Annotated in this window: 18 protein-coding genes; 9 read left to right on the forward strand and 9 right to left on the reverse strand. The window is 41.2% G+C overall.

Annotation, left to right across the window (positions count from 1 at the left end):
• Positions 1–53: 53 nt before the first annotated feature.
• Entirely contained in the window at positions 54–875 is an 822-nt protein-coding gene (dapD, locus tag FTT78_RS00580) for a 2,3,4,5-tetrahydropyridine-2,6-dicarboxylate N-succinyltransferase (RefSeq protein ID WP_004971762.1), read from the reverse strand.
• A gap of 299 nt (positions 876–1,174) precedes the next feature.
• On the opposite strand from dapD, the gene carO reads away from it, so the two are divergent.
• Entirely contained in the window at positions 1,175–1,906 is a 732-nt protein-coding gene (carO, locus tag FTT78_RS00585; RefSeq protein ID WP_180043326.1) for an ornithine uptake porin CarO, read from the forward strand.
• 57 nt (positions 1,907–1,963) lie between these two features.
• Here carO and FTT78_RS00590 read toward each other — a convergent pair whose 3' ends face one another.
• The 7 genes from FTT78_RS00590 to FTT78_RS00620 all read right to left on the reverse strand — a co-directional run bounded on the left by FTT78_RS00590 (position 1,964) and on the right by FTT78_RS00620 (position 9,140).
• A complete protein-coding gene (locus FTT78_RS00590) occupies positions 1,964–3,160 on the reverse strand; it encodes an outer membrane protein transport protein (protein WP_180043324.1) in 1,197 nt (398 codons plus the stop codon).
• Positions 3,161–3,347: 187 nt separating this feature from the next.
• Positions 3,348–4,271, reverse strand: a complete 924-nt coding sequence (locus tag FTT78_RS00595) for a CysB family HTH-type transcriptional regulator (RefSeq protein WP_096901109.1) — start codon at positions 4,269–4,271, stop codon at positions 3,348–3,350.
• Between the two features lie 52 nt (positions 4,272–4,323).
• Positions 4,324–5,385 carry a sulfate/molybdate ABC transporter ATP-binding protein gene (locus FTT78_RS00600; RefSeq protein ID WP_180043322.1) on the reverse strand — a complete coding sequence of 354 codons (1,062 nt, stop codon included), beginning with the start codon at positions 5,383–5,385 and terminating at the stop codon, positions 4,324–4,326.
• Positions 5,386–5,396: 11 nt separating this feature from the next.
• Positions 5,397–6,290 carry a sulfate ABC transporter permease subunit CysW gene (gene cysW, locus FTT78_RS00605; RefSeq protein ID WP_096901108.1) on the reverse strand — a complete coding sequence of 298 codons (894 nt, stop codon included), beginning with the start codon at positions 6,288–6,290 and terminating at the stop codon, positions 5,397–5,399.
• Positions 6,287–7,120 carry a sulfate ABC transporter permease subunit CysT gene (gene cysT, locus FTT78_RS00610; protein WP_004971748.1) on the reverse strand — a complete coding sequence of 278 codons (834 nt, stop codon included), beginning with the start codon at positions 7,118–7,120 and terminating at the stop codon, positions 6,287–6,289. The genes cysW and cysT overlap by 4 nt, the downstream gene beginning before the upstream one ends.
• Before the next feature lie 87 nt (positions 7,121–7,207).
• Positions 7,208–7,813, reverse strand: coding sequence for an alpha/beta hydrolase (locus FTT78_RS00615; RefSeq protein WP_179989036.1), 606 nt, complete (start codon positions 7,811–7,813; stop codon positions 7,208–7,210).
• 319 nt (positions 7,814–8,132) lie between these two features.
• Positions 8,133–9,140: a sulfate ABC transporter substrate-binding protein gene (locus tag FTT78_RS00620; protein WP_178318838.1), complete on the reverse strand. Its 1,008-nt coding sequence runs from the start codon at positions 9,138–9,140 to the stop codon at positions 8,133–8,135.
• 160 nt (positions 9,141–9,300) lie between these two features.
• On the opposite strand from FTT78_RS00620, the gene pabC reads away from it, so the two are divergent.
• The 5 genes from pabC to mtlD all read left to right on the forward strand — a co-directional run bounded on the left by pabC (position 9,301) and on the right by mtlD (position 14,655).
• Positions 9,301–10,134, forward strand: a complete 834-nt coding sequence (pabC, locus tag FTT78_RS00625) for an aminodeoxychorismate lyase (RefSeq protein WP_154320893.1) — start codon at positions 9,301–9,303, stop codon at positions 10,132–10,134.
• Positions 10,127–11,191: an endolytic transglycosylase MltG gene (gene mltG, locus FTT78_RS00630; protein ID WP_136144436.1), complete on the forward strand. Its 1,065-nt coding sequence runs from the start codon at positions 10,127–10,129 to the stop codon at positions 11,189–11,191. Before pabC ends, mltG begins: the two co-directional genes overlap by 8 nt.
• Positions 11,192–11,193: 2 nt before the next feature.
• Entirely contained in the window at positions 11,194–11,802 is a 609-nt protein-coding gene (gene tmk / locus FTT78_RS00635; RefSeq protein WP_131261157.1) for a dTMP kinase, read from the forward strand.
• 118 nt (positions 11,803–11,920) lie between these two features.
• Positions 11,921–12,331 (forward strand): PaaI family thioesterase, encoded by a 411-nt coding sequence (locus FTT78_RS00640; RefSeq protein WP_096901103.1) that lies wholly within the window; start codon positions 11,921–11,923, stop codon positions 12,329–12,331.
• Between the two features lie 194 nt (positions 12,332–12,525).
• On the forward strand, positions 12,526–14,655 hold the full coding sequence (mtlD, locus tag FTT78_RS00645) for a bifunctional mannitol-1-phosphate dehydrogenase/phosphatase (RefSeq protein WP_180043320.1): 2,130 nt from the start codon (positions 12,526–12,528) through the stop codon (positions 14,653–14,655).
• Positions 14,656–14,833: 178 nt separating this feature from the next.
• On the opposite strand, the gene nadB is transcribed toward mtlD, so the two are convergent.
• Positions 14,834–16,468 carry an L-aspartate oxidase gene (nadB, locus tag FTT78_RS00650; RefSeq protein ID WP_154320890.1) on the reverse strand — a complete coding sequence of 545 codons (1,635 nt, stop codon included), beginning with the start codon at positions 16,466–16,468 and terminating at the stop codon, positions 14,834–14,836.
• A 331-nt stretch (positions 16,469–16,799) separates the two neighbouring features.
• On the opposite strand from nadB, the gene FTT78_RS00655 reads away from it, so the two are divergent.
• The 3 genes from FTT78_RS00655 (at position 16,800) to lepA (ending at position 20,932) form a co-directional block, all read left to right on the forward strand.
• Positions 16,800–18,182, forward strand: a complete 1,383-nt coding sequence (locus FTT78_RS00655) for a Do family serine endopeptidase (RefSeq protein WP_131261155.1) — start codon at positions 16,800–16,802, stop codon at positions 18,180–18,182.
• 167 nt (positions 18,183–18,349) lie between these two features.
• On the forward strand, positions 18,350–18,805 hold the full coding sequence (locus FTT78_RS00660) for a thioesterase family protein (RefSeq protein ID WP_004971726.1): 456 nt from the start codon (positions 18,350–18,352) through the stop codon (positions 18,803–18,805).
• A 309-nt stretch (positions 18,806–19,114) separates the two neighbouring features.
• Positions 19,115–20,932, forward strand: a complete 1,818-nt coding sequence (gene lepA / locus FTT78_RS00665; protein ID WP_004971725.1) for a translation elongation factor 4 — start codon at positions 19,115–19,117, stop codon at positions 20,930–20,932.
• Positions 20,933–20,953: the final 21 nt, after the last annotated feature.

The following is a 20,953-nucleotide window of genomic DNA, read 5'->3' on the forward strand; positions in this document are numbered from 1 at the left end:
AAAAATCTCTACGGTCATTGCTGGCCGTAGAGATGGAGAAAACTAAAAAAAGTTTAGTCTTCGCGTAATAAATCGTTCAAACTGGTTTTTGCACGGGTTTTCGCATCTACTTTCTTCACAATGATAGCAGCATACAAGCTATAAGTGCCACATTTAGAAGGCAGGTTGCCAGAAACTACCACCGAACCTGCAGGTACACGACCATAATGGATTTCGCCAGTTTCACGGTCATAAATTTTGGTCGATTGACCAATATAAACGCCCATAGAAATGACCGAACCTTCTTCTACAATCACACCTTCAACAATTTCAGAACGTGCGCCAATGAAGCAGTTGTCTTCAATAATTGTTGGATTTGCTTGAAGTGGCTCAAGTACTCCACCAATACCTACACCACCCGATAAATGCACGTTTTTACCAATTTGTGCACATGAACCTACCGTTGCCCATGTATCAACCATGGTGCCTTCATCTACATAAGCGCCAATATTGACATAAGATGGCATTAACACCACATTTTTGGCTTGGAATGAACCTTTACGTGCAACTGCTGGCGGTACAACACGCACACCTGCTTGTTTGAATTGCTCGTCAGTCCAACCTGTAAATTTCGTGTCTACTTTGTCGTAGAAACGCAAATCGCAAGATTCAATTGGCTTGTTATCATTGAGTTTAAAAGATAACAAAACTGCCTTTTTTAACCATTGGTGAACGATCCACTCACCATTAATTTTTTCAGCAACGCGTAATGTGCCGTTATCTAAACCTGCAATTGCTTGTTCAACTGCCTGACGAATTTCAGCGGGACAATCTGCAGCGCTGAAATTAGCGCGGTCTTCAAATGCTTGTTCAATGATTGTTGAAAGCTGAGACATCGATGTTCTTACCAGAAAAAAATTTTCCAAAGATTTTACACTATATTGAGTGAGGAATAGATAAAAATTGGAACAGATTGGAATTTATCCTTGGCAAAATAAAACAAGTTAAGTTGAGCGCTAAATTGTTGAAGTTTTGAAAATAAATGCTTTTGCAATAAACAATAAGAATAAGTTTGTATCAAAAAATAACAAAAACGGGGTGAATTTTGCATAAAAGCTGAGCGCAACATGCTCTATAGTTTTCTCATGACAAAACGAATGAAAATTCAAAAAGTTTTAGTTTGAGGAGAAACACAATGAAAACTTTACATACAATTTTAGCCGCTTCGGTATTGGCAGCAGTTGCAGGTTCTGCAATGGCAGATACAGCTGTGGTAAAAGATGGCTATGCGTTTGATCGTAACCAACTCATTCCAACAGGTGTACGTGCTGAAGTTGGTACAACAGGTTATGGTGGTGCCTTACTTTGGACTGCAAACCCGTATGTGGGTTTAGCGCTGGGTTATAACGGTGGCGATATTTCTTGGTCGGATGACTTATCTATTAATGGTACTAAGTACGATATGGATATGGACAATAACTTGACCTATTTAAATGCTGAAATTCGCCCATGGGGTGCAAGTCCAAGTAAATGGGCACAAGGCGTTTATGTAGCTGCTGGTGTTGGTTATATTGACAATGAATACGGCTTAGATAAGCGAAATAAAAATGCTCAAGGAACTATTCATGTAAATGATGTTGCTTATATTGGTGAGGGTGGTGTAAAAGGCAAACTCGCTTATGAAAATGACATTGCGCCATATTTAGGTCTAGGTTTTGCTCCAAAGATTAACAATAATTGGGGCGTATTTGGTGAAGTTGGTGCTTACTACACTGGAAATCCGACAGTTGAGTTAGAGGAATATGGTAATCTAGTTGGTGGAGTACCAATTGCAGAATCTGTACGTGCCGAAGCACAAAAAATCCGTAATGATGACAAATACGAATGGATGCCAGTTGCGAAACTAGGTGTAAGTTATCATTGGTAATATCTATTTAGCTTGAGCTAAACCAAAAAAACGAGCTTCGGCTCGTTTTTTTATGGTTTAAAAGCGGTGTGCCAATTTTAAATGATAAACCCACGCCTCACGTTGTTCGAGTGAAGAAAAACTTGAAATTTGAGTGATCAATGACTGTGGTTGTACCGTGTCTGGCTTGGCAAAGTGCAAATAATGCAGACCTGCAATCATAAACGTTTTGGGGTTAAAGTGATAAACTGCGCCCGTACCAACACCAACATAACCATCTACAGGGTTTAAACTTGAGGCAGGATTACCTGCACCAGAATCCCATAATCCTTCCACCGCAGTGATCCACTTGGGTGACCATTGATGGGCAAAACCCAAACGCGTAGACCATTGATTCTTTTGATAATCAATCAGGTTGAACTGATTACCTAGTCCTTCAGATTGCAGAATTGCTGCAAATTGAGTGGGTTGAATTTTAAAATATTGCCAATTGACCCATCGCAATGATCCATACAGAAAATTTTGTGCAGGTAAACCGGTGTGAAAATCTAAATTCACCGATTCAGGGGTCTGAATTTCAGTTGCTTGTTGTGGTGCAATCTCTAAAGGAAATCCCCAAATACTTTCGCTTGCATTGGTACTGTGCTTGATTTTAGAGCGATAGGTAATTGCTGTATTAAATGCATATTCAGGAATTTGGTAGCTTACACCTGCCAACCAACCCCACGCATGGTCTTTTGGAAAATGTACGTGATAATCAAAAAAGGTATAGTCAACTTGTGTACCAATTTTCAGATCACCTGAAAATGACTGGTAACTCAGACCTGTAAAGAGGTTCCAATGTTGTGTGGGTTGATAGCCAATAAGCGCTGTAATATTTCTTGAGTCAAACTTAATATCTGCATTTTCTATAGGTAAAGGTTCGCCTGAAAGAATAGGACTATAGTGATAATCCACATCAACAAAATAAGGTTGGTCAAATAATAACGCCACAGAAATTTGTGGATGTGGTTGTAATTTTAATGCAGCTTGGATGAAGTGTTGATTATTGACTAAATTGCCTGTTGAAAAATCTTGAACGCCTAATTCGGCAATATTTTGTTGATGCTGTACCTGACCTGAAATATTGGTATCCACGTGTAGCAAAGCGACTTCCGCATAATTTCCTTTTTCAAATAATGCATGTACCGATTGACCGCTACGTTCTAAAGCGGCAGCAGAGGCATAACCTAGCGGCAGAACACACAGCAATCCAACAAAAATGTGAAATTTCATGTTACGTCCTTGGTCTAAATTATAGAATTGTGTTTAAAATCAAATTACGCTTTTTATTGTTGATTATATTTTATTCATGTTTCTGATAAATTAAAATCATTATTTTGATTATTTCTAGGCATTTAGATCAGCAAGAATTTTGCCAGAGAACTAAAAGAGAGCCTAGGCTCTCTTATGCATTATTGTTTTATTCTTCAGGATAGGCGATACGTTTTAAAGCTTTAATATCGGCATTCGGTGCACATAAAGAAATAAACTCATAGCCGTAACCACGTAGTAAGTGTCCTTTGCGAACCGCAATCCACGTGGTGTTTACCCCAAAAATATCGGTCTGGATTTGTTTTAGGCGGTAATCACGTTCTGCATCGTATGCCACATTGTTCACCACACCTACGCCCATGCCCAATTCAACATAGGTTTTAATGACATCTGCATCGAGTGCAGACATGACGATATTGACATCAATTCCTGCATCGGTAAATGCTTTGTCAATTTTAGAACGTCCCGTAAAGCCGCCGTGATAAGTGATGATTGGATATTCTGCCAAATCGGTCAGGCTAATCTCAGTTTTACTGGCTAAAGGATGATCTTGCGGGGTAATAATGCTGTGGCGCCAGTCATAATAAGGCACACTTGCCAAGTTCTCTTCAGTGGTTAGAGATTCGGTTGCAATACCAATATCGGCTTCACCTTGTAGCAGCATTTCGGCAATTTCAACAGGGCTGGCTTGTTGCAAAATCAAATGTACTTTAGGGAATTCTTTTTTAAACAAATTCACAATAGGCGGCAGCACATAACGCGCTTGGGTATGTGTAGTCGCAATGGTGAGCGTGCCTTCATCGACTTTATTAAAGTCATCGGCAAGGCGTTTAATGTTATCTGCATCAACCAACATGCGTTCGACAATACTCAGCAAAGCTTGTCCTGGCTCGGTTAAACCTAGTAGACGTTTGCCTTTGCGCACAAAAAGCTGCACACCAAGCTCATCTTCAAGGTCTTTAATGTGCTTACTCACGCCCGATTGAGAGGTGTATAGTGCTGCAGACGCTTCGGTTAAATTAAAGTTTTGCCGAACGGTTTCTCTAATAATTCTAAGTTGTTGGAAGTTCATAGTGGTGCAACCCTAAAAAGGATGGAGCGGGTTAGGCTCCATCTTGATGTCCTTATGCGACTTGATTTTCAAATAAATGTAAAGTGGTTACACTTAACCAAACCGTTTGATTTGGGCGGAATTGGTGCAGTTTCGCTTCATCTGCAGTGAGTGCAATTTCAATTAAATTCCCTTGGCGATCTTGCAATTCTGCAACTACTTTACCAGCAATCCAAACCTCACGTAAGAAGGTCGCTTGAATGGTATTTTCCTGTGGTTGGGCATGAATATGCAACTCATCTGGACGCGCAAATGCAATCACTTTGCCTTGTGGTGCATTTGGTTGATTGAGAAGTTGTACGCGATCTTCACCAATTTGCACAACCCCTTGATGATGTTGTCCTTCAAAACGGTTGGCTTGACCTAAGAAGTCAAATACAAACGGAGTTGCAGGCTGTTCATACACTTCACGCGGTGAACCAATTTGTTCGACATTACCTTTGTTCATGACAATAATTTGATCGGCAACTTCGAGTGCTTCTTCCTGATCGTGGGTCACGAAAATTGAAGTGATGTGTAATTCATCATGCAAAGTTCTTAACCAACGACGTAATTCTTTACGCACTTTGGCATCAAGCGCACCAAAAGGTTCATCCAATAACAATACGCGTGGTTCTACCGCTAAGGCACGTGCCAAAGCAATACGTTGACGTTGTCCACCCGATAACTGTGCAGGATAACGGTCTGCTAAAAAGCCTAACTGTACTAAGTCAAGTAAACGCATAACGCGTTTTTTAATCTCGGCTTCTGATGGTCGGGTTGCACGCGGACGTACCCGTAAACCAAACGCGATATTGTCAAATACAGTCATGTGGCGGAATAGGGCATAGTGCTGGAAAACGAAACCGACTTGACGTTCGCGTACATGCACTTTGGTTGCGTCCTGACCTTCTAAAATCACTTGCCCACGATCTGCCGATTCTAGCCCCGCAATAATACGCAACAAGGTGGTTTTACCACAGCCTGAAGGCCCAAGCAGTGCTACCAATTGACCATCTGGAAAATCGAGGGAGATGTCTTTAAGTGCATGGAATGCACCAAAATTTTTTTCAATATTTTTAACTTGAATACTCATGCGGTCATTCCTTAAGAAACAGTTGAATCTTCATTGCGTTGGTTTTGCTTTTCTTGGCGAATTTCAACCCAAGTTTTTAAAATCAGGGTCACAATCGCGAGAAGTGCCAAGAGAGAGGACACCGCAAACGCAGCACTAAAGGTATATTCGTTATAGAGAATTTCGACGTGCAGCGGTAGGGTGTTGGTTTCTCCGCGAATATGCCCCGATACCACAGATACCGCGCCAAACTCACCCATTGCGCGGGCATTACATAGAATCACGCCGTAAATTAAACCCCATTTTATATTTGGCAAAGTGACTTTCCAGAAGGTCTGCCAACCCGATGCACCTAATACAATCGCAGCTTCTTCTTCCTCTGTGCCTTGCGCTTCCATTAAAGGAATCAATTCACGCGCCACAAAAGGTACAGTAATGAAGATGGTGGCAATCACAATTGCAGGTACGGCATATAAAACTTTGATGTCGTGTTCCATCAACCAGCCGCCCATCCAACCTTGTGTACCAAAAATCAGGACTAGCATTAAACCTGCAATGACAGGAGAAACTGAAAAAGGCATATCAATTAAGGTGGTGAGAATCGACTTACCACGGAAATTGAATTTCGCCACTGACCACGCTGCGGCAATACCAAATACCACGTTTAAAGGTACGGCAATGGCTGCAGTGAGTAAGGTTAATTTCACTGCCGATAAAGTGTCAGGATGCACCAATGCTTGGGCATAGACACCAATGCCTTGTTTAAACGCTTCGACAAAAACCAAAATCAGCGGCAAAATCAGACAGCTTAAGAAGAAAATGAAGGCAATTGCAATCAGGGTATAGCGTACCCAAGTCGGTTCACGTGTTGCATCGCGTGATTGTAGTTTTTCAGCCAAAGCATTGCTGTTGGTATTTAAACTCATCGTGCAGTTCTCCCTGTGCGACGACTTGCCCATGCTTGTAATAAGTTAATTAAGAACAGCATGACAAAAGAAATCAGCAACATCACCACAGCAATTGTGGTTGCACCTGCGTAGTCATATTCTTCTAAACGAGAAATAATCATTAAGGGTGCAATTTCAGTTTTAAATGGTTGGTTACCTGCAATGAAAATCACCGAGCCATATTCACCCACGCCACGCGCAAATGCGAGGGCAAAACCTGTAATCAGTGCAGGCAATAAAATAGGGAAAATCACTTTGGTGACAATTTGAAAGCGGTTAGCCCCTAGCGCAGATGCTGCTTCTTCCAACTCGGTTTCTAAGTCACTGAGTACGGGTTGCACGGTACGCACAACAAATGGAATACCAATAAAAATCAGGGCAAGGGTAATCCCGATAGGGGTATACGCGACTTTAATGCCTAATGGTTCTAAATATTGTCCAATCCAGCCAGTCGGTGCGTATAAAGAAGTCAGGGCAATACCCGCAACTGCAGTAGGCAATGCAAAAGGTAAATCGACCAAAGAATCTATAATACGTTTGCCCGGAAAGCTGTATCGTACCAAACACCATGCCAATAATAAGCCGAAGACGACATTAATAAAGGCTGCAATGAGCGCAGCGCTAAAACTGAGTTGCAAAGATTTTTGGATACGTTCTGAACTTAAAATTTCCCATAAACCATCCCAACCGATACCCAGCGATTTAATAAATACAGCCGATAAGGGAATAAGAACAATTAAGGATAAATACGCTAGGGTAAAGCCTAGAGAAAGACCAAATCCTGGCAGCACTTTGGATCGCTGCGACATGATGACTCCTCAAAAGAGAGAATGAGTGTTTGAAAACAAACAGATAAAAGTAAAAGATAAATTCGGCACAAGCATAATTTGCGAAGATTAAATTGCAAATTTGAATAAATACTTGTTGTTATCAGAAATACTGATATGTGATTGCATATTTTCTGCAATCAAATAATCATAAATTTCAGGAAATGCCCCAAAGCCTGATGCAACATTAATATGACCCACTTGTCCTAAATTAATCGGTGTTAATTGCCATGCTTGGGCAAGTGCCTGTGCATCTGCAAAACTTAGCCACGGGTCATTTTCACTGATCAATAAGCGTGTCGGTACAGCCAATTTAAGTTGCTGAAAATATGCCGAATAATTGCTTTGGCTATATTGTGCAAAACCAGACTCACCAAAACGGGCAGGGTTAGCAGGTGCAACCAAAACCACATTTTTTATTTTCGCCTGCAGTTCAGGGTGCTGCGCCAATGCTGCCACTGTGGTCAGACAACCAAAACTGTGCGCCACAATTTGAATGTCGTCCTGAATTGGGGCAACTGTTTTGACAAATTCAGCAACCCAGTTCTGTAAAATTGGGCTATTCCAGTCTGACTGTTGTACACGCGAGCAAGACATGAGTTGTCGTTGTAACCAAGATTGCCAGTGAGCATGTTCACTGCCACCTACACCTGGAACAATTACGGTATGAATCATGTCGATGCTCCTTCGCATATTTCAGCCTGAAATCATGATCTGCATAATGCTTAAATATGAATTAAACCCATCATTTTTAGCTTTGGCTGTGATCACTTGGATTCAAAATTCAGTAAGATAATGCTGTAAAATTCATGTTTTAAATAATCTGCAACAAGGATAGCTAGAGTTTCTATGCAAAAAAAATAATTAAAAATGAATTTTATATGAATAAAAGAGATATATGTGAATCAGGTAAAAATGCGTTTGTGAAAACACCCGCATTTTTCAATTTGGGTGTTTTCAGCTAGCGCTTTGGTATGATTTACCTTTCGGAGTATTATTTGGTTTGGTTGGCTTTGATAATCTGATCGAAAATGCCATCATTTTCAAAGTGTTGCTTCTGAACTTTGCTCCATCCACCAAACTCTTGATCAATAGTCACCAACTTCAATGGTTTAAATTGCGACTTATATTGTGCCAACACCGTAGCATTACGTGGTCGGTAATAATTCTTCGCAGCAATGTTTTGACCCGCAGGCGAATAGAGATAGTTTAAATAGGCTTTGGCTAAGTGTTGATTGCCATCTTTTTGCACATTTTTCTCTACAATCGCCACAGGCGGTTCAGCCAAAATAGATAGAGAAGGCGTGATGATCTCAAATTTACCCGGTTGTTCACGCACGGCTAAATAGGCTTCATTTTCCCAAGCTAACAAAACATCACCAATGCCACGTTCTGCAAAAGTGGTGGTTGAGCCACGTGCGCCTGAATCCAATACTTTGGTTTGTTTATAAATTTGGCGAACAAACTCTTGCGCTTTAGCATCATTGCCCGCAGGTTGATGTTTTGCCCATGCCCACGCTGCCAAATAGTTCCAGCGTGCACCGCCAGATGTTTTTGGATTTGGAGTAATGATTTCCACACCAGGTTTGACCAAATCGCCCCAATCTCGAATACCTTTCGGGTTGCCTTTACGCACTAAAAATACAATTGTGGATGTATAAGGGGTCGAGTTGTGCGGAAATTTCTTTTGCCAGTCTTTAGGTAATAGACCGCGTTTGGCAATTTCATCAATATCGGCAGCCAGTGCCAAAGTCACGACATCGGCACCTAGACCATCAATCACCGCACGTGCCTGTTTGCCCGAACCGCCATGTGATTGTTTAAAGTTAATGTTTTGCCCGGTGGCTTTTTTCCAGTACGCACCAAAATCTTTGTTAAAGTTATCGTATAATTCACGGGTTGGATCGTAGGAAACATTCAGAAAGTCTTTTGCAGAAACGCTCAAGGTTGTTGCCGAAAGTACTGCCGCCAGTAGTCCAATTTTCAGTTTTGTAAAGTTCATGTTTGACCTCAGGTATTAAATCTGTTGTTGAATGAGGCAAGCATATCGGTAGTCTATTTGCTGAAAAAATAATTTAAAATGCGGTGAATATCAGTAAATGATAAATATAAATTTCTTCATTGTTTTCTATATTTAGAGATAAATAACGAGTACTTCTTCCATGCAGTGTTATAAAAATGCCAAGCCTACCGAGCAGATTCATGTGTTAGATCGCGCGTTTCATTATGGTGATGGATGCTTTAGCACTGCACGTATTCGCCAAAATCAAATTGAATTACTTGACCGCCATTTGGCGCGTTTGCAATATGCTAATCGCCAACTTTCTTTAAATGCCAATCTTGAGTTAATCACTGAAACGCTGACACTTTTAAAGCAGGCGCATGGCGAGTTAAATGGTACTTTGAAGATTGTTTTAAGTCGTGGTGTGGGGCAGCGTGGCTACAGCTTGCCTGATCATCCTGCCGATGTTTGGGTGTTTTTCTATCCACAAGTACAAGCGGCTTTAGATACGGCATATCATTATGACATCATTCAAAGTGGCATCTTGGCACAAGCGATTGGACTAAGCATGCCGAATTTAGTTGGGCTGAAAAGTCTAAACCGACTTGAACAGGTATTGCTCAAACAAGAAGCCGATCAAAAAGGCTGGACAGAAGCTTTGGTTACTGATGTACAGGGCAGTGTGGTTGAAGGTGTGAGTAGTAATTGTTTCATTCGTATAAACAATACATGGATTACCCCGCAACTTGGTTATAATGGCGTGCACGGTGTCATGCGGGCAGAAATTTTATCGCGCATGCAACAACAGAATTTGCATTGTGAACAGCGTGATGTTCATGTTTCGGAAATTGCGCAGATTCAAAGTCTGTTTTTCTGTAATGCCTTAACGCCCATGAAAATTGTCAGCCATTTAGGGCAGCAGGTTTTAGATGTGCAGCCGTGTGTGGAACTATTTAAGCAACTTCAACTGAATCAGATTCATTCTTATGTCTAAGCGTCCATCAAAATCTAAAAAGAAAACCAAACCTATATGGTCTAAGCGTGCTATTCAGGGTGCGCTTATTTTTGTACTCGGACTGTTTTTGGTCATTGGCATGATCTTATGGTCAAGCTTATTTAAAGATTATCCTGTTGAAGGCAAAAAACAATTATTGGCGATTAATGATGGTGATACCTATTCACGCTTTATTGATCGTTTGGCAGAACAAGATCATGTGAATTTTCCAATTGTTTTAAAGCTCTATCAACGAGTGATGATTCACGACAGCATGAAAAAAGGCGTGTATGAAGTCCGTCAGGGCATGAGTGTGCGTCAGGTTATGGAAATGATCGCCAATGCTGAAAATGCACAAATGAACCGTATTTTGGTGATCGAAGGCACGACTTTTAAACAATTGATTGATGCGTTAAAGAAAGATGAGTTGGTCACCAAAGAAGTGTCGCATTTGCCGTATGATCAAATGCTAAAAGCTTTAAATATTCCTTTTACACATCCCGAAGGTTTATTTGCGCCGAATACTTATTTCTTTGCCAAAGGTGAAACTGACCGTAAAATATTAACCGATTTATATCAGCGTCAAATGAAATCATTGGATGATGCTTGGAATAATCGTGCAGCAGATTTGCCCTATAAAAATAAATATGAAGCTTTAATCATGGCATCTATTATTGAAAAAGAAACCAATGTTGATGCTGAATTAGAGCAGGTTTCGGGTGTGTTTGTACGTCGTTTAAAACTGGGGATGCGTTTACAGACTGACCCAACCGTGATTTATGGTATGGGAGAGCGTTATCAGGGCAATATTACCCGTCAGGATTTACGCACTCCAACGCCATACAACACCTATACCATGAGTGGTTTAACGCCAACGCCAATTGCATTGCCAAGTCAAAAAGCCATTGAAGCGGCGATGCATCCAGATCAATCTGACAACATTTATTTTGTGGCGACAGGTAACGGTGGGCATAAATTTAGCACCAATTTGCAAGATCATAACCGTGCCGTACAGGAATATTTAAACGTACTGCGCATGAAAAAATCAGGGGAATAAGCATGTTTATCAGTTTTGAAGGTACTGAAGGGGTAGGCAAAACTACACTTATTCGCCGTATTCATGATTATTTTACTGCACAAGGTCAGTCGGTGGTTTTAACCCGTGAACCGGGTGGAACCCCTATGGCAGAGCAAATTCGTGCTTTGTTGCTCGAGGTCAACCATGAAGAAAAAATGTGTTCAGACACTGAGTTATTGTTGATGTATGCAGCGCGTGCACAGCATTTAGATCGGGTGATTTTACCTGCGTTGGCTGCAGGAAAAACTGTACTGTGTGACCGTTTTAGTGATGCGAGTTTTGCTTATCAGTGTGCAGGACGTGGTTTGAGTGAAAGCAAGTTGCAGACTTTAAATAATAACTTTGTGGCACGTATGCCTGACTTAACTTTCTGGCTGGATGCACCGATTGAACTGGGTATGACCCGTGCACGGGCACGTGGTGAACTTGATCGTTTTGAACAAGAGAAAGCAACTTTCTTTGAGAAAGTAAGAGGTGGCTATCAAACTTTGTGGGAGCGACACCCTGAGCGAGTGAAGCGCTTAGATGCAACACAAAGCCCCGATCAAGTATTTGCACAGGCGATGCACTATTTGCAAGCTAAGGCATAACAAACAAAGGTATAACAAGCCAATGGGTCATGGTTATGCATTTGATTGAATGGAAAAATCTTCTATAGTGGAAATGCTTTAGAAGATTTTTTTATTTAAATAATAGCGAATAGTAAATATGACCAAAGACGAAATTATTGAATTTTTAAAAGTTGAGTTTCCGCAAAGTTTGGAAAAATGTGAAATTGTATCCATCACCCCACGTGGGGCATTGGTGAATTATCACATCGATGAACGTGATTTACGTCCAGGCGGCACAGTATCGGGGCCGACCATGATGACCGTTGCAGACTATGCACTTTATATCGCCATTTTAGGCGAATTAGGTTTGGTGGCTTTGGCGGTGACCAGTAATTTAAACATCAACTTTTTACGCAAGCCCGCAGCAGGCCGTAATTTACGTGGTGAATGTCGCTTAATGAAAGTAGGGAAAAACCTCGTGGTCGGTGAGGTTTGGGTATATTCCGAAGGTGTAGATGATGCCGTGGCGCATGTCACAGGGACGTATTCGATTCCACAGATTGGCTGAGAATAAAGTCAGCTTTATCTTAATTTTAGTTACTTATATTTACCATGTGGTTACATATGTACACATACCACATGAAAATCAGGGTTTTATTGGTTAAAAAATAATCACAAATATTTCATTTTATGTTTTTCATATAGATCAAATCTGCTTTTGTCTAAGCTAGCAACCCGTAAGTAATAAAACAAGGGAGCTAAATGCTTAAATTTAAGAACAATATTGTTCATGGAGCAATCTTTGATATGGATGGAACAATGTTTGATACTGAACGATTACGGTTTCAAACATTGAAGCAGGCATCTCAGGAGCTCATTGGCGTTGAATTTTCAGACGTATACCTCATGCAATGTTTGGGTTTGAGTGCAAAGAGCGCTGAACAACTGGCTCAAGCAGAATATGGTGCAGACATTCCTTACCGTGAGATCCGTCAGCGTGCTGATGAACTAGAACTAGAAAGTGTGCGCAATTTTGGTGTGCCCATTAAAAAAGGTTTGTTGCAGGTATTAGAGCGGTTACGAAAGTCTGGCTTGAGAATGGCGGTTGCTACGTCTAGTCGTCGTGCCATTGCCGAAGAATATTTGATTAATGCCAATGTCTATAAGTTTTTTGATGTATTAGTTTGTGGCGATGAGGTGCAACAGGGCAAGCCACATCCTGAAATTTTTATAACAGCCGCACAAAAAATTAATCTAGAACCCAGCGAATGTTTCATGCTGGAAGATTCTGAAAATGGAATCAAATCTGCACATGCAGCGGGTGGCATAACCATACTATTTCGGGATATCAAAAAACCTAATGCTAATATGTTGTTACTCACGCAGCATTATTACGCAAGTATGCAAGCTTATTTAGATGACTTAAATCAAGTTATTCCTGTATTGGAAATGCCGAGTTTACAAGAGGCCTTCCCGCAAACTTTAAATCAGTTGAGTGTGGGGATTCATGGTTTTGGTGCAATAGGTGGGGGCTATTTGGCCCAAATTTTATCGCACTGGGATGGCTATACCCGTCCTAAACGTATTTATGCTTCTACACGGAATACCTTATATCGTTCTGCAGTAAACGCCTTTGGAACGTATTCAATTCGTTATGGACAATGTTCTTATGATGAACGAATTGAAAATATGCACATCATTGATGCGGAGAACTTGCAGCAGATGCAGCAAATGTATGTGGAGTCGAGCCTAATTGCATTATGTTTGCCTGAACATGCTTTACAGCAAGAGGCTAAAGTAATTGCGCAGGGCTTATATGCCCGTTTTATAGCGCAAGTTGAACTCTATCAGCCTTTAACTATTTTGGTAATTTTAAATAAAGTTGGGGCAAAACAGCTCTTGATGACGCATATTCATCAGGCGTTAGAGGCGTTGTTGGATTCCGATACGGCAGCCAAAATTATGGAGCAGCATTATTTTTGCGATACTGTCGTAAATAGAATGGTCTCTAAATTAAGCGATCAAAACTTATATCGCCAATTACGCATCAAGTATAATATTTTTAAGCAATTTCAGTTGGATGACGAAGCAGAGCCAATTGAAATTGAAGACAATACTCGATTGCAGCCTGAGCAAGAGCGTCAAGCCACCTTATATGTAGAAGATTTAAGACGCAATTTTCAGCCCAGTCACATTTTGCAAAGTATGGATTTAATTTTATTTCATGCTGAAAGTGACATGCCTATTTATGTGGAAAATGCCAGTCCATTATTGCAACACATGCGTCAAATGATTTTGGTAGATGATATTGCCGAAATCCAACTCATTAAAAATCGTTTATGGAATGGTGTACATGCCATGATGGCTTGGTTATCCAGTTTAATAGGGCATAACAGTATTGGTGTCGCAATGGCAGACCCATTGGTTGCAGATTTTACCCGCGCTGTTTCGGCACAAGTAGCGTTGGGATTAGCTGCACAGTTGCAGCATCGTCAGCAAAACTTAAAGCATCTGGCACAGAGCTTTCTGGACTCATGTGAACATGCCTATAAAGACCCGTGTCAGCGTGTGGCACGTGACCCTTTGCGTAAACTCTCAGCCAATGAACGGGTGATGGGTGCTTTGATTTATCATCTGCAGCATGATTTAGCTGCAAATTATGTGCAGAAAGGAGTGGTGTTGGGCTATCTGTATGCAATTAAAATGCAGCAGTTGGGGGCTCAAGCAGCATTACAGCATTTGTCAAAACAATTGCAAAATGCGCCTATAGACGAACAGACACGGCAGCAATTGCAGTACATAATTAGCCACCAATTACAGCAACTATTGGCTGGTCAAGTTCGCTTAGAAGCATTTATTCAAGATGGTACTCAAGTTGCAGCCGTAATCTAAAACTCAACTTGATGAATTCTTGGGGGGAGGTTTAGTAAGTTAACGTCATCATATTCAAAATGATAAAATATCGAATCGTGTTATGGAACACGATTCGGTGCTTTCTTGCATTAGAATTCAAATGCACTTTATTCACAGATACTTTTATGCAAATGCTGTTGTGTAACAAGCAATCAGATCACTCATTCACCAATGGAGTTTCCACTTGGAAATTTGGTGGAATGAGCACAGTTTTACGCAATTCAGGCGCAAGCTCTGGATAATCTAGCGTGAAGTGTAAACCACGTGATTCTTTGCGTTGCATGGCACAGCGCACAATCATTTCAGAAACCAGAACCAAATTACGCAGCTCAATCAAGTTTTTACTGACTTGATAGTCCTGATAATACTCGGTGATTTCACGTTTTAGCATTTCAATACGGTGTAAGGCACGCTCTAAACGCTTAGTGGTGCGTACAATGCCGACATAGTTCCACATGGTTGCACGTAGCTCATCCCAGTTTTGTAAAATCACCACATCTTCGTCAGGGTTCGTCACTTGCGAATCATCCCAAGCAGGAACTTCAGGCGAGCTATAATCTGCAGTGTAATGGGCTTCAATATGTTTGGCGGCAGCCATTCCATAGACAAAACATTCTAAAAGAGAGTTACTTGCCATACGGTTAGCGCCATGCAAACCTGTATAAGAAGTTTCACCAATCGCATATAAACCTGCAATATCGGTTTGACTATGTTCATCCACCATTACTCCGCCACAAGTGTAGTGGGCAGCAGGTACAACAGGAATCATATCGGTAGTGATATCAATGCCCAATTCCAGTAAACGTGCATACAGCGTTGGGAAGTGTTCTTTCACAAATTCTGCAGGTTTATGGGTGATGTCTAACCACACATGACGAATACCTAAGCGTTTGATTTCATAGTCAATCGCACGTGCTACAATGTCACGTGGCGCCAATTCTGCACGCTCATCAAAACGCAGCATAAAACGCTCACCATCGGGTAAACGCAAATATGCACCTTCACCACGCATGGCTTCAGTAATTAAAAACGAACGTGCTTGGGGATGATACAAACAGGTCGGGTGGAATTGATTAAACTCCATATTTGCCACACGGCAACCTGCACGGTATGCCATGGCCATACCATCACCTGTGGCAATGTCTGGGTTAGATGTATATAGATAGGCTTTCATTGCACCACCGCAGGCAAGTGCGGTAAACGGAGCAAGGAAGCTATGCACTTTTTGTGTTTTTTCATCTAGTGCATATAAGCCTAAAGTGCGATTGCTTTCATTTAAACCTAATTTTTGCGAGGTAATTAGGTCAATCGCAATAAAATTTTCAAAAATGGTGATGTTTTGCTGTTCTTGGACACGTTGTACTAAAGTGGTCGAAATTGCGCGTCCTGTTGCATCGGCTGCATGAATAATACGTCGCTGTGAGTGACCGCCTTCACGGGTTAAGTGCAACTGTTCTTGTTCATCTAAAGTAAATTGAACACCTTGTCTCAGCAGAAAATCTACCGAAGGTTTGCCGCCTTCTACGGTTTGTTTGACGGCATCCATTTCACATAAATGCGCACCTGCAATCATAGTGTCATCTATGTGTTGTTCAATTGAATCTGTTTCATCAAGCACTGCCGCGACACCGCCTTGCGCATAGAAGGTGCTGGCTTCAGTGAGGGTAGATTTCGCCAAAACGGCAATATTGAAATGCTGGGGTAATGAGAGCGCTAAACTCAAACCTGCACCACCACTTCCCACAATAATCACATCAAATTGATGTGTTGTGTTTAAATTAGGCATGTCCATCAGCTAATTTGAAAAAAGTTGGATAATGACACCCCTTTTTACAGAAAAAGGCAAGTGCGAAGTGGATTTGAATAATGAAAAAAAAGAATAAACTGGCAACTTTTATGGAATATCCCACTTTTATTGTGATTCGATTCCACGCTTTTCATTTATAGCACTTTGGCGCATCATTTTTGATGGGTCAAATATAAGATGCTATCTCAGCTATCCTCCACAGTGCCTGCCAAACCGTAATTGAAAAAGATTCAACATTTTATTACGCAAAAGCCTATTATTTTGTGCTAAATAAGGTGAGTTCAAAGTCATAATTATTATTGAGTGAATGCTATTTATGAAAAATCGCAACTTAAAAAAAGGTTTATATGCGGCTGTTTTTACTATGGCAACTGTGCAGACTCAAGCAGCACCACCAGTAGACTTTTCTAATTTGGTTGAGCAGGTTAGTCCTGCGGTGGTGAGTGTCAATGTTGTCAAAAAAATGAGTCAGGAAGAACTCTTACAACAACAAGTTCCAGAAATTTTACGCCGTTTTTTTGGCAATCAAGTGATTATTCCTCAACAGCAAATTCCACAAGAAAAAACAGGTTACGGCAGTGCCTTTTTTATCAGTAAAGATGGATACCTTTTAACCAATCACCACGTTGTTGAAGATGCTTCTAAAGTTACCATTGTACTGAATGACCGCCGTGAACTTGATGCAACTGTCGTGGGTAGTGATGAACGTACCGATGTCGCGTTATTAAAAGTGCAGGGCAGCAGTTATCCAGAACTGCGTACAGGCAATGTCGATCAATTACGTGTAGGTGAGCCTGTACTTGCGATTGGTTCACCATTTGGCTTTGACTATTCTGCATCGGCAGGAATCGTGAGTGCCAAAATGCGTAATATGATGGGTGAAACTTCAGTGCCATTTATTCAGACCGATGTGGCGCTTAACCCAGGTAACTCAGGCGGGCCACTATTTAACCAGCGCGGTGAAGTGGTCGGCGTGAACTCCCGTATTTTTAGTGGTACGGGTGGTTATATGGGCTTGTCATTCTCCATTCCTATTGATGTTGCCATGGATGTTGCCGATCAGTTAAAGCGTAACGGTAAAGTGACTCGTTCTTATTTAGGGGTGAGTTTGCAAGATATTGACCGCAATTTGGCAGAATCTTATAAACTCAGTAAGCCTGAAGGTTCATTAATTACTCAAGTTGCACCAAACTCACCTGCGGCACGTGCAGGTTTGCGCGCGGGCGATGTGATTCTTAAATACAACGGCACACCTATTTCCAGAACGTCTGAATTGTTGAACTATTTAAACCGTTCAGTGCCAAATCAAAGTATTCAGCTTGAAGTATTACGCGATGATAAACGCCGTAATATTACCGCTACGGTGAGCACAGCACCTGACGACACGCCTGCCAAAAACAACCCTGATACCGCAGCCAAAGGCCCTGTTTTAGGGGTGTCGATTCGTGATTTAAGCGTTGCAGAACAACGCCAATTAGATATTAAAGGCGGTGTGTTGATTCAGGAAGTGCGTCGTGGTGGTTCGGCAGCTCAGGCACGTATTATGCCAGGTGATGTGATTGTGCAACTGAATAACACCACCATCCAAAATGCCAACCAATTTGTTGAAACAGTATCTACCTTGAAACAAGGTACAATTGCGCGTGTGGTGATTATCCGTCAAGGGCAACGTGCGATTATTGGCATGCGTATTCAATAAGTTGATGTGGCATAAAATCGTAAATCTATCTAAAATTTAGAATCTTGCTAAACTTTAAATAGCCACTTATTTTAAGGAAGTCGCTCTTGAATTAGGGCGACTTTTTTATGTAACTCGGTATTTTTGTTAGACTAGACCGACATCGCCGTTTTAGTTAAAAGGATGACATGAGCAGCATATTTGATTTAAAAATCACCGTACAGCCAGAACATATTGATATTTTAGGGCATGTAAATAATGTGGTGTATGTGCAGTGGATGCAGGATGTAGCATCGGCACATATCGAAACATTAGGTTTAGGGGTGCTGGAATACTTAAAACTAAAACATGCGATGGTGGCGGTGGAACATCATGTGCAATATCGTAAAGCGGCACTCGAAGGTGAGGAGCTGATTTTGCGTACATGGTTAAGTGATTTGAATGCGTTGTATTCATTCCGCCAATATGCGTTTTATCGCCCTCAAGATAAAAGTCTGCTGTTTATGGGCAATACACAATGGGCTTGTGTGGAAATTGCTACAGGTCGTCCAAAACGCATGTCACCGACATTTACGCAAGCCTATCAACCCCTTGCTGCTGATGTGAATCCGTTGGATTTTAGTGAGTATGATTCATTAAGATGAGTTGAAGCACCAAGTGTAGCGTCATTGAAAGTTGCTGCATGTTATTGCTGTCGATGTTGTTAAAGAGGGTATTCACCTGTTTCAAATAGCATGAAGTATTCTTCAATTCTCACTTTAATTACGACACACATCTCTGCATAAAAAGCCTGAAACTCTCGAATAAAAAGAAAAACGCGTGAGGCTGCAAAAGGAAGTCATTATTATGGATACATTGAAAAATCCATCTGCTATAATCCTTCGCAATTTCTATTCGGCTTTTGCTCTGCATGAATTTTGAGGTGCAGAGCGTGTTATTTTTCAAGGTAACCCATGGCGCAAGCTAAAAAAACTGTTGATATTAAAAACATCCGTAACTTTTCGATCATTGCCCATATTGACCATGGTAAATCGACTCTAGCAGATCGTTTCATTCAAACCTGTGGTGGTTTACAAGATCGTGAGATGCAAGCTCAGGTGTTGGATTCTATGGAGCTTGAGCGTGAGCGTGGGATTACCATTAAAGCCACCTCAGTGACTTTATACTACAACCATCCAAATGGTCAGGAATACCAGTTAAACTTCATTGACACCCCAGGACACGTTGACTTTTCCTATGAAGTATCACGTTCTTTGGCAGCTTGTGAAGGTGCGCTATTGGTAGTCGATGCGGCACAAGGGGTAGAAGCGCAATCAGTTGCAAACTGCTATACCGCAATTGAGCAAGGCTTAGAAGTTTTACCTGTACTGAATAAAATTGATTTACCGCAGGCAGAACCTGAGCGCGTGATTCATGAAATTGAAGAAATTATTGGTATCGAAGCGCAAGATGCACCCACCTGTTCGGCTAAAACAGGTTTAGGCATCGACAATGTATTAGAAACCTTGGTGAATGTCATTCCTGCACCACAAGGTGATCGTGATGCGCCATTGCAAGCCTTAATTATTGACTCATGGTTTGATAACTATTTGGGCGTTGTGTCGCTGGTACGTATCAAGCAAGGTCGCGTGCGTAAAGGCGATAAAATGTTGATGAAATCGACAGGTCAAACGCACATTATTACCTCAGTTGGTATTTTTAATCCAAAACATACCGAAACAGGTATTTTGGAAGCAGGTGAAGTTGGCTTTGTTATTGCGGGTATTAAAGATATTTTTGGTGCGCCAGTGGGTGATACCATCACACTCGCAACTACACCAGAAGTAGAAACCTTACCAGGCTTTAAAAAAGTTAAGCCGCAGGTTTATGCAGGTTTATTCCCAATTGATGCCAGCGACTTTGAACCGTTCCGTGAAGCCTTGCACAAACTACAAATTAACGACTCAGCTTTGTTCTTTGAACCTGAAAGTTCAGATGCTTTAGGCTTTGGTTTCCGTTGTGGTTTCTTGGGCATGTTGCACATGGAAATCGTACAAGAGCGTTTAGAGCGTGAGTACGATTTAGACCTAATTTCATCAGCTCCAACGGTTATTTATGAAGCTGTGATGAAAAATGGCGAAACGGTTTATATCGACAGTCCATCTAAAATGCCTGATGGTTCAACTGTAGAAGATTTGCGTGAACCGATTGCGGAATGTCATATTTTAGTGCCGCAAGAATACTTGGGTAACGTCATGACCCTATGTATTGAGCGTCGTGGTGTGCAAAAAGACATGAAATTCTTGGGTAACCAAGTGTCTATTACTTTTGAAATTCCAATGGCAGAAGTCGTGATGGATTTCTTTGATAAATTGAAGTCATGTTCACGTGGTTTTGCATCGTTAGATTATAACTTTGTGCGTTTTGAAAGTTCATCTTTGGTTAAAGTGGATGTACTGATTAACGGTGAAAAAGTTGATGCCTTAGCGATGATTTGTCACCGTCAGGATGCACGTCACCGTGGTATTGCCTTGGTTGAAAAAATGAAAGACTTGATTCCGCGTCAAATGTTTGATGTGGCTATTCAGGCTGCCATTGGTGCACAAATTATTGCGCGCTCAACCGTGAAAGCGATGCGTAAAAACGTACTTGCGAAGTGTTATGGCGGTGACGTTTCTCGTAAGAAGAAACTACTTGCCAAGCAAAAAGAAGGTAAGAAACGTATGAAGCAAGTGGGAAGTGTTGAAATCCCGCAAGAAGCTTTCTTAGCTGTACTTAAAGTCGAACGCTAAAATTATAAGGATAATAAACCC

This window comes from Acinetobacter sp. YH01011 (genome assembly GCF_013420785.1).
Taxonomy (GTDB): Bacteria; Pseudomonadota; Gammaproteobacteria; order Pseudomonadales; family Moraxellaceae; genus Acinetobacter; species Acinetobacter towneri.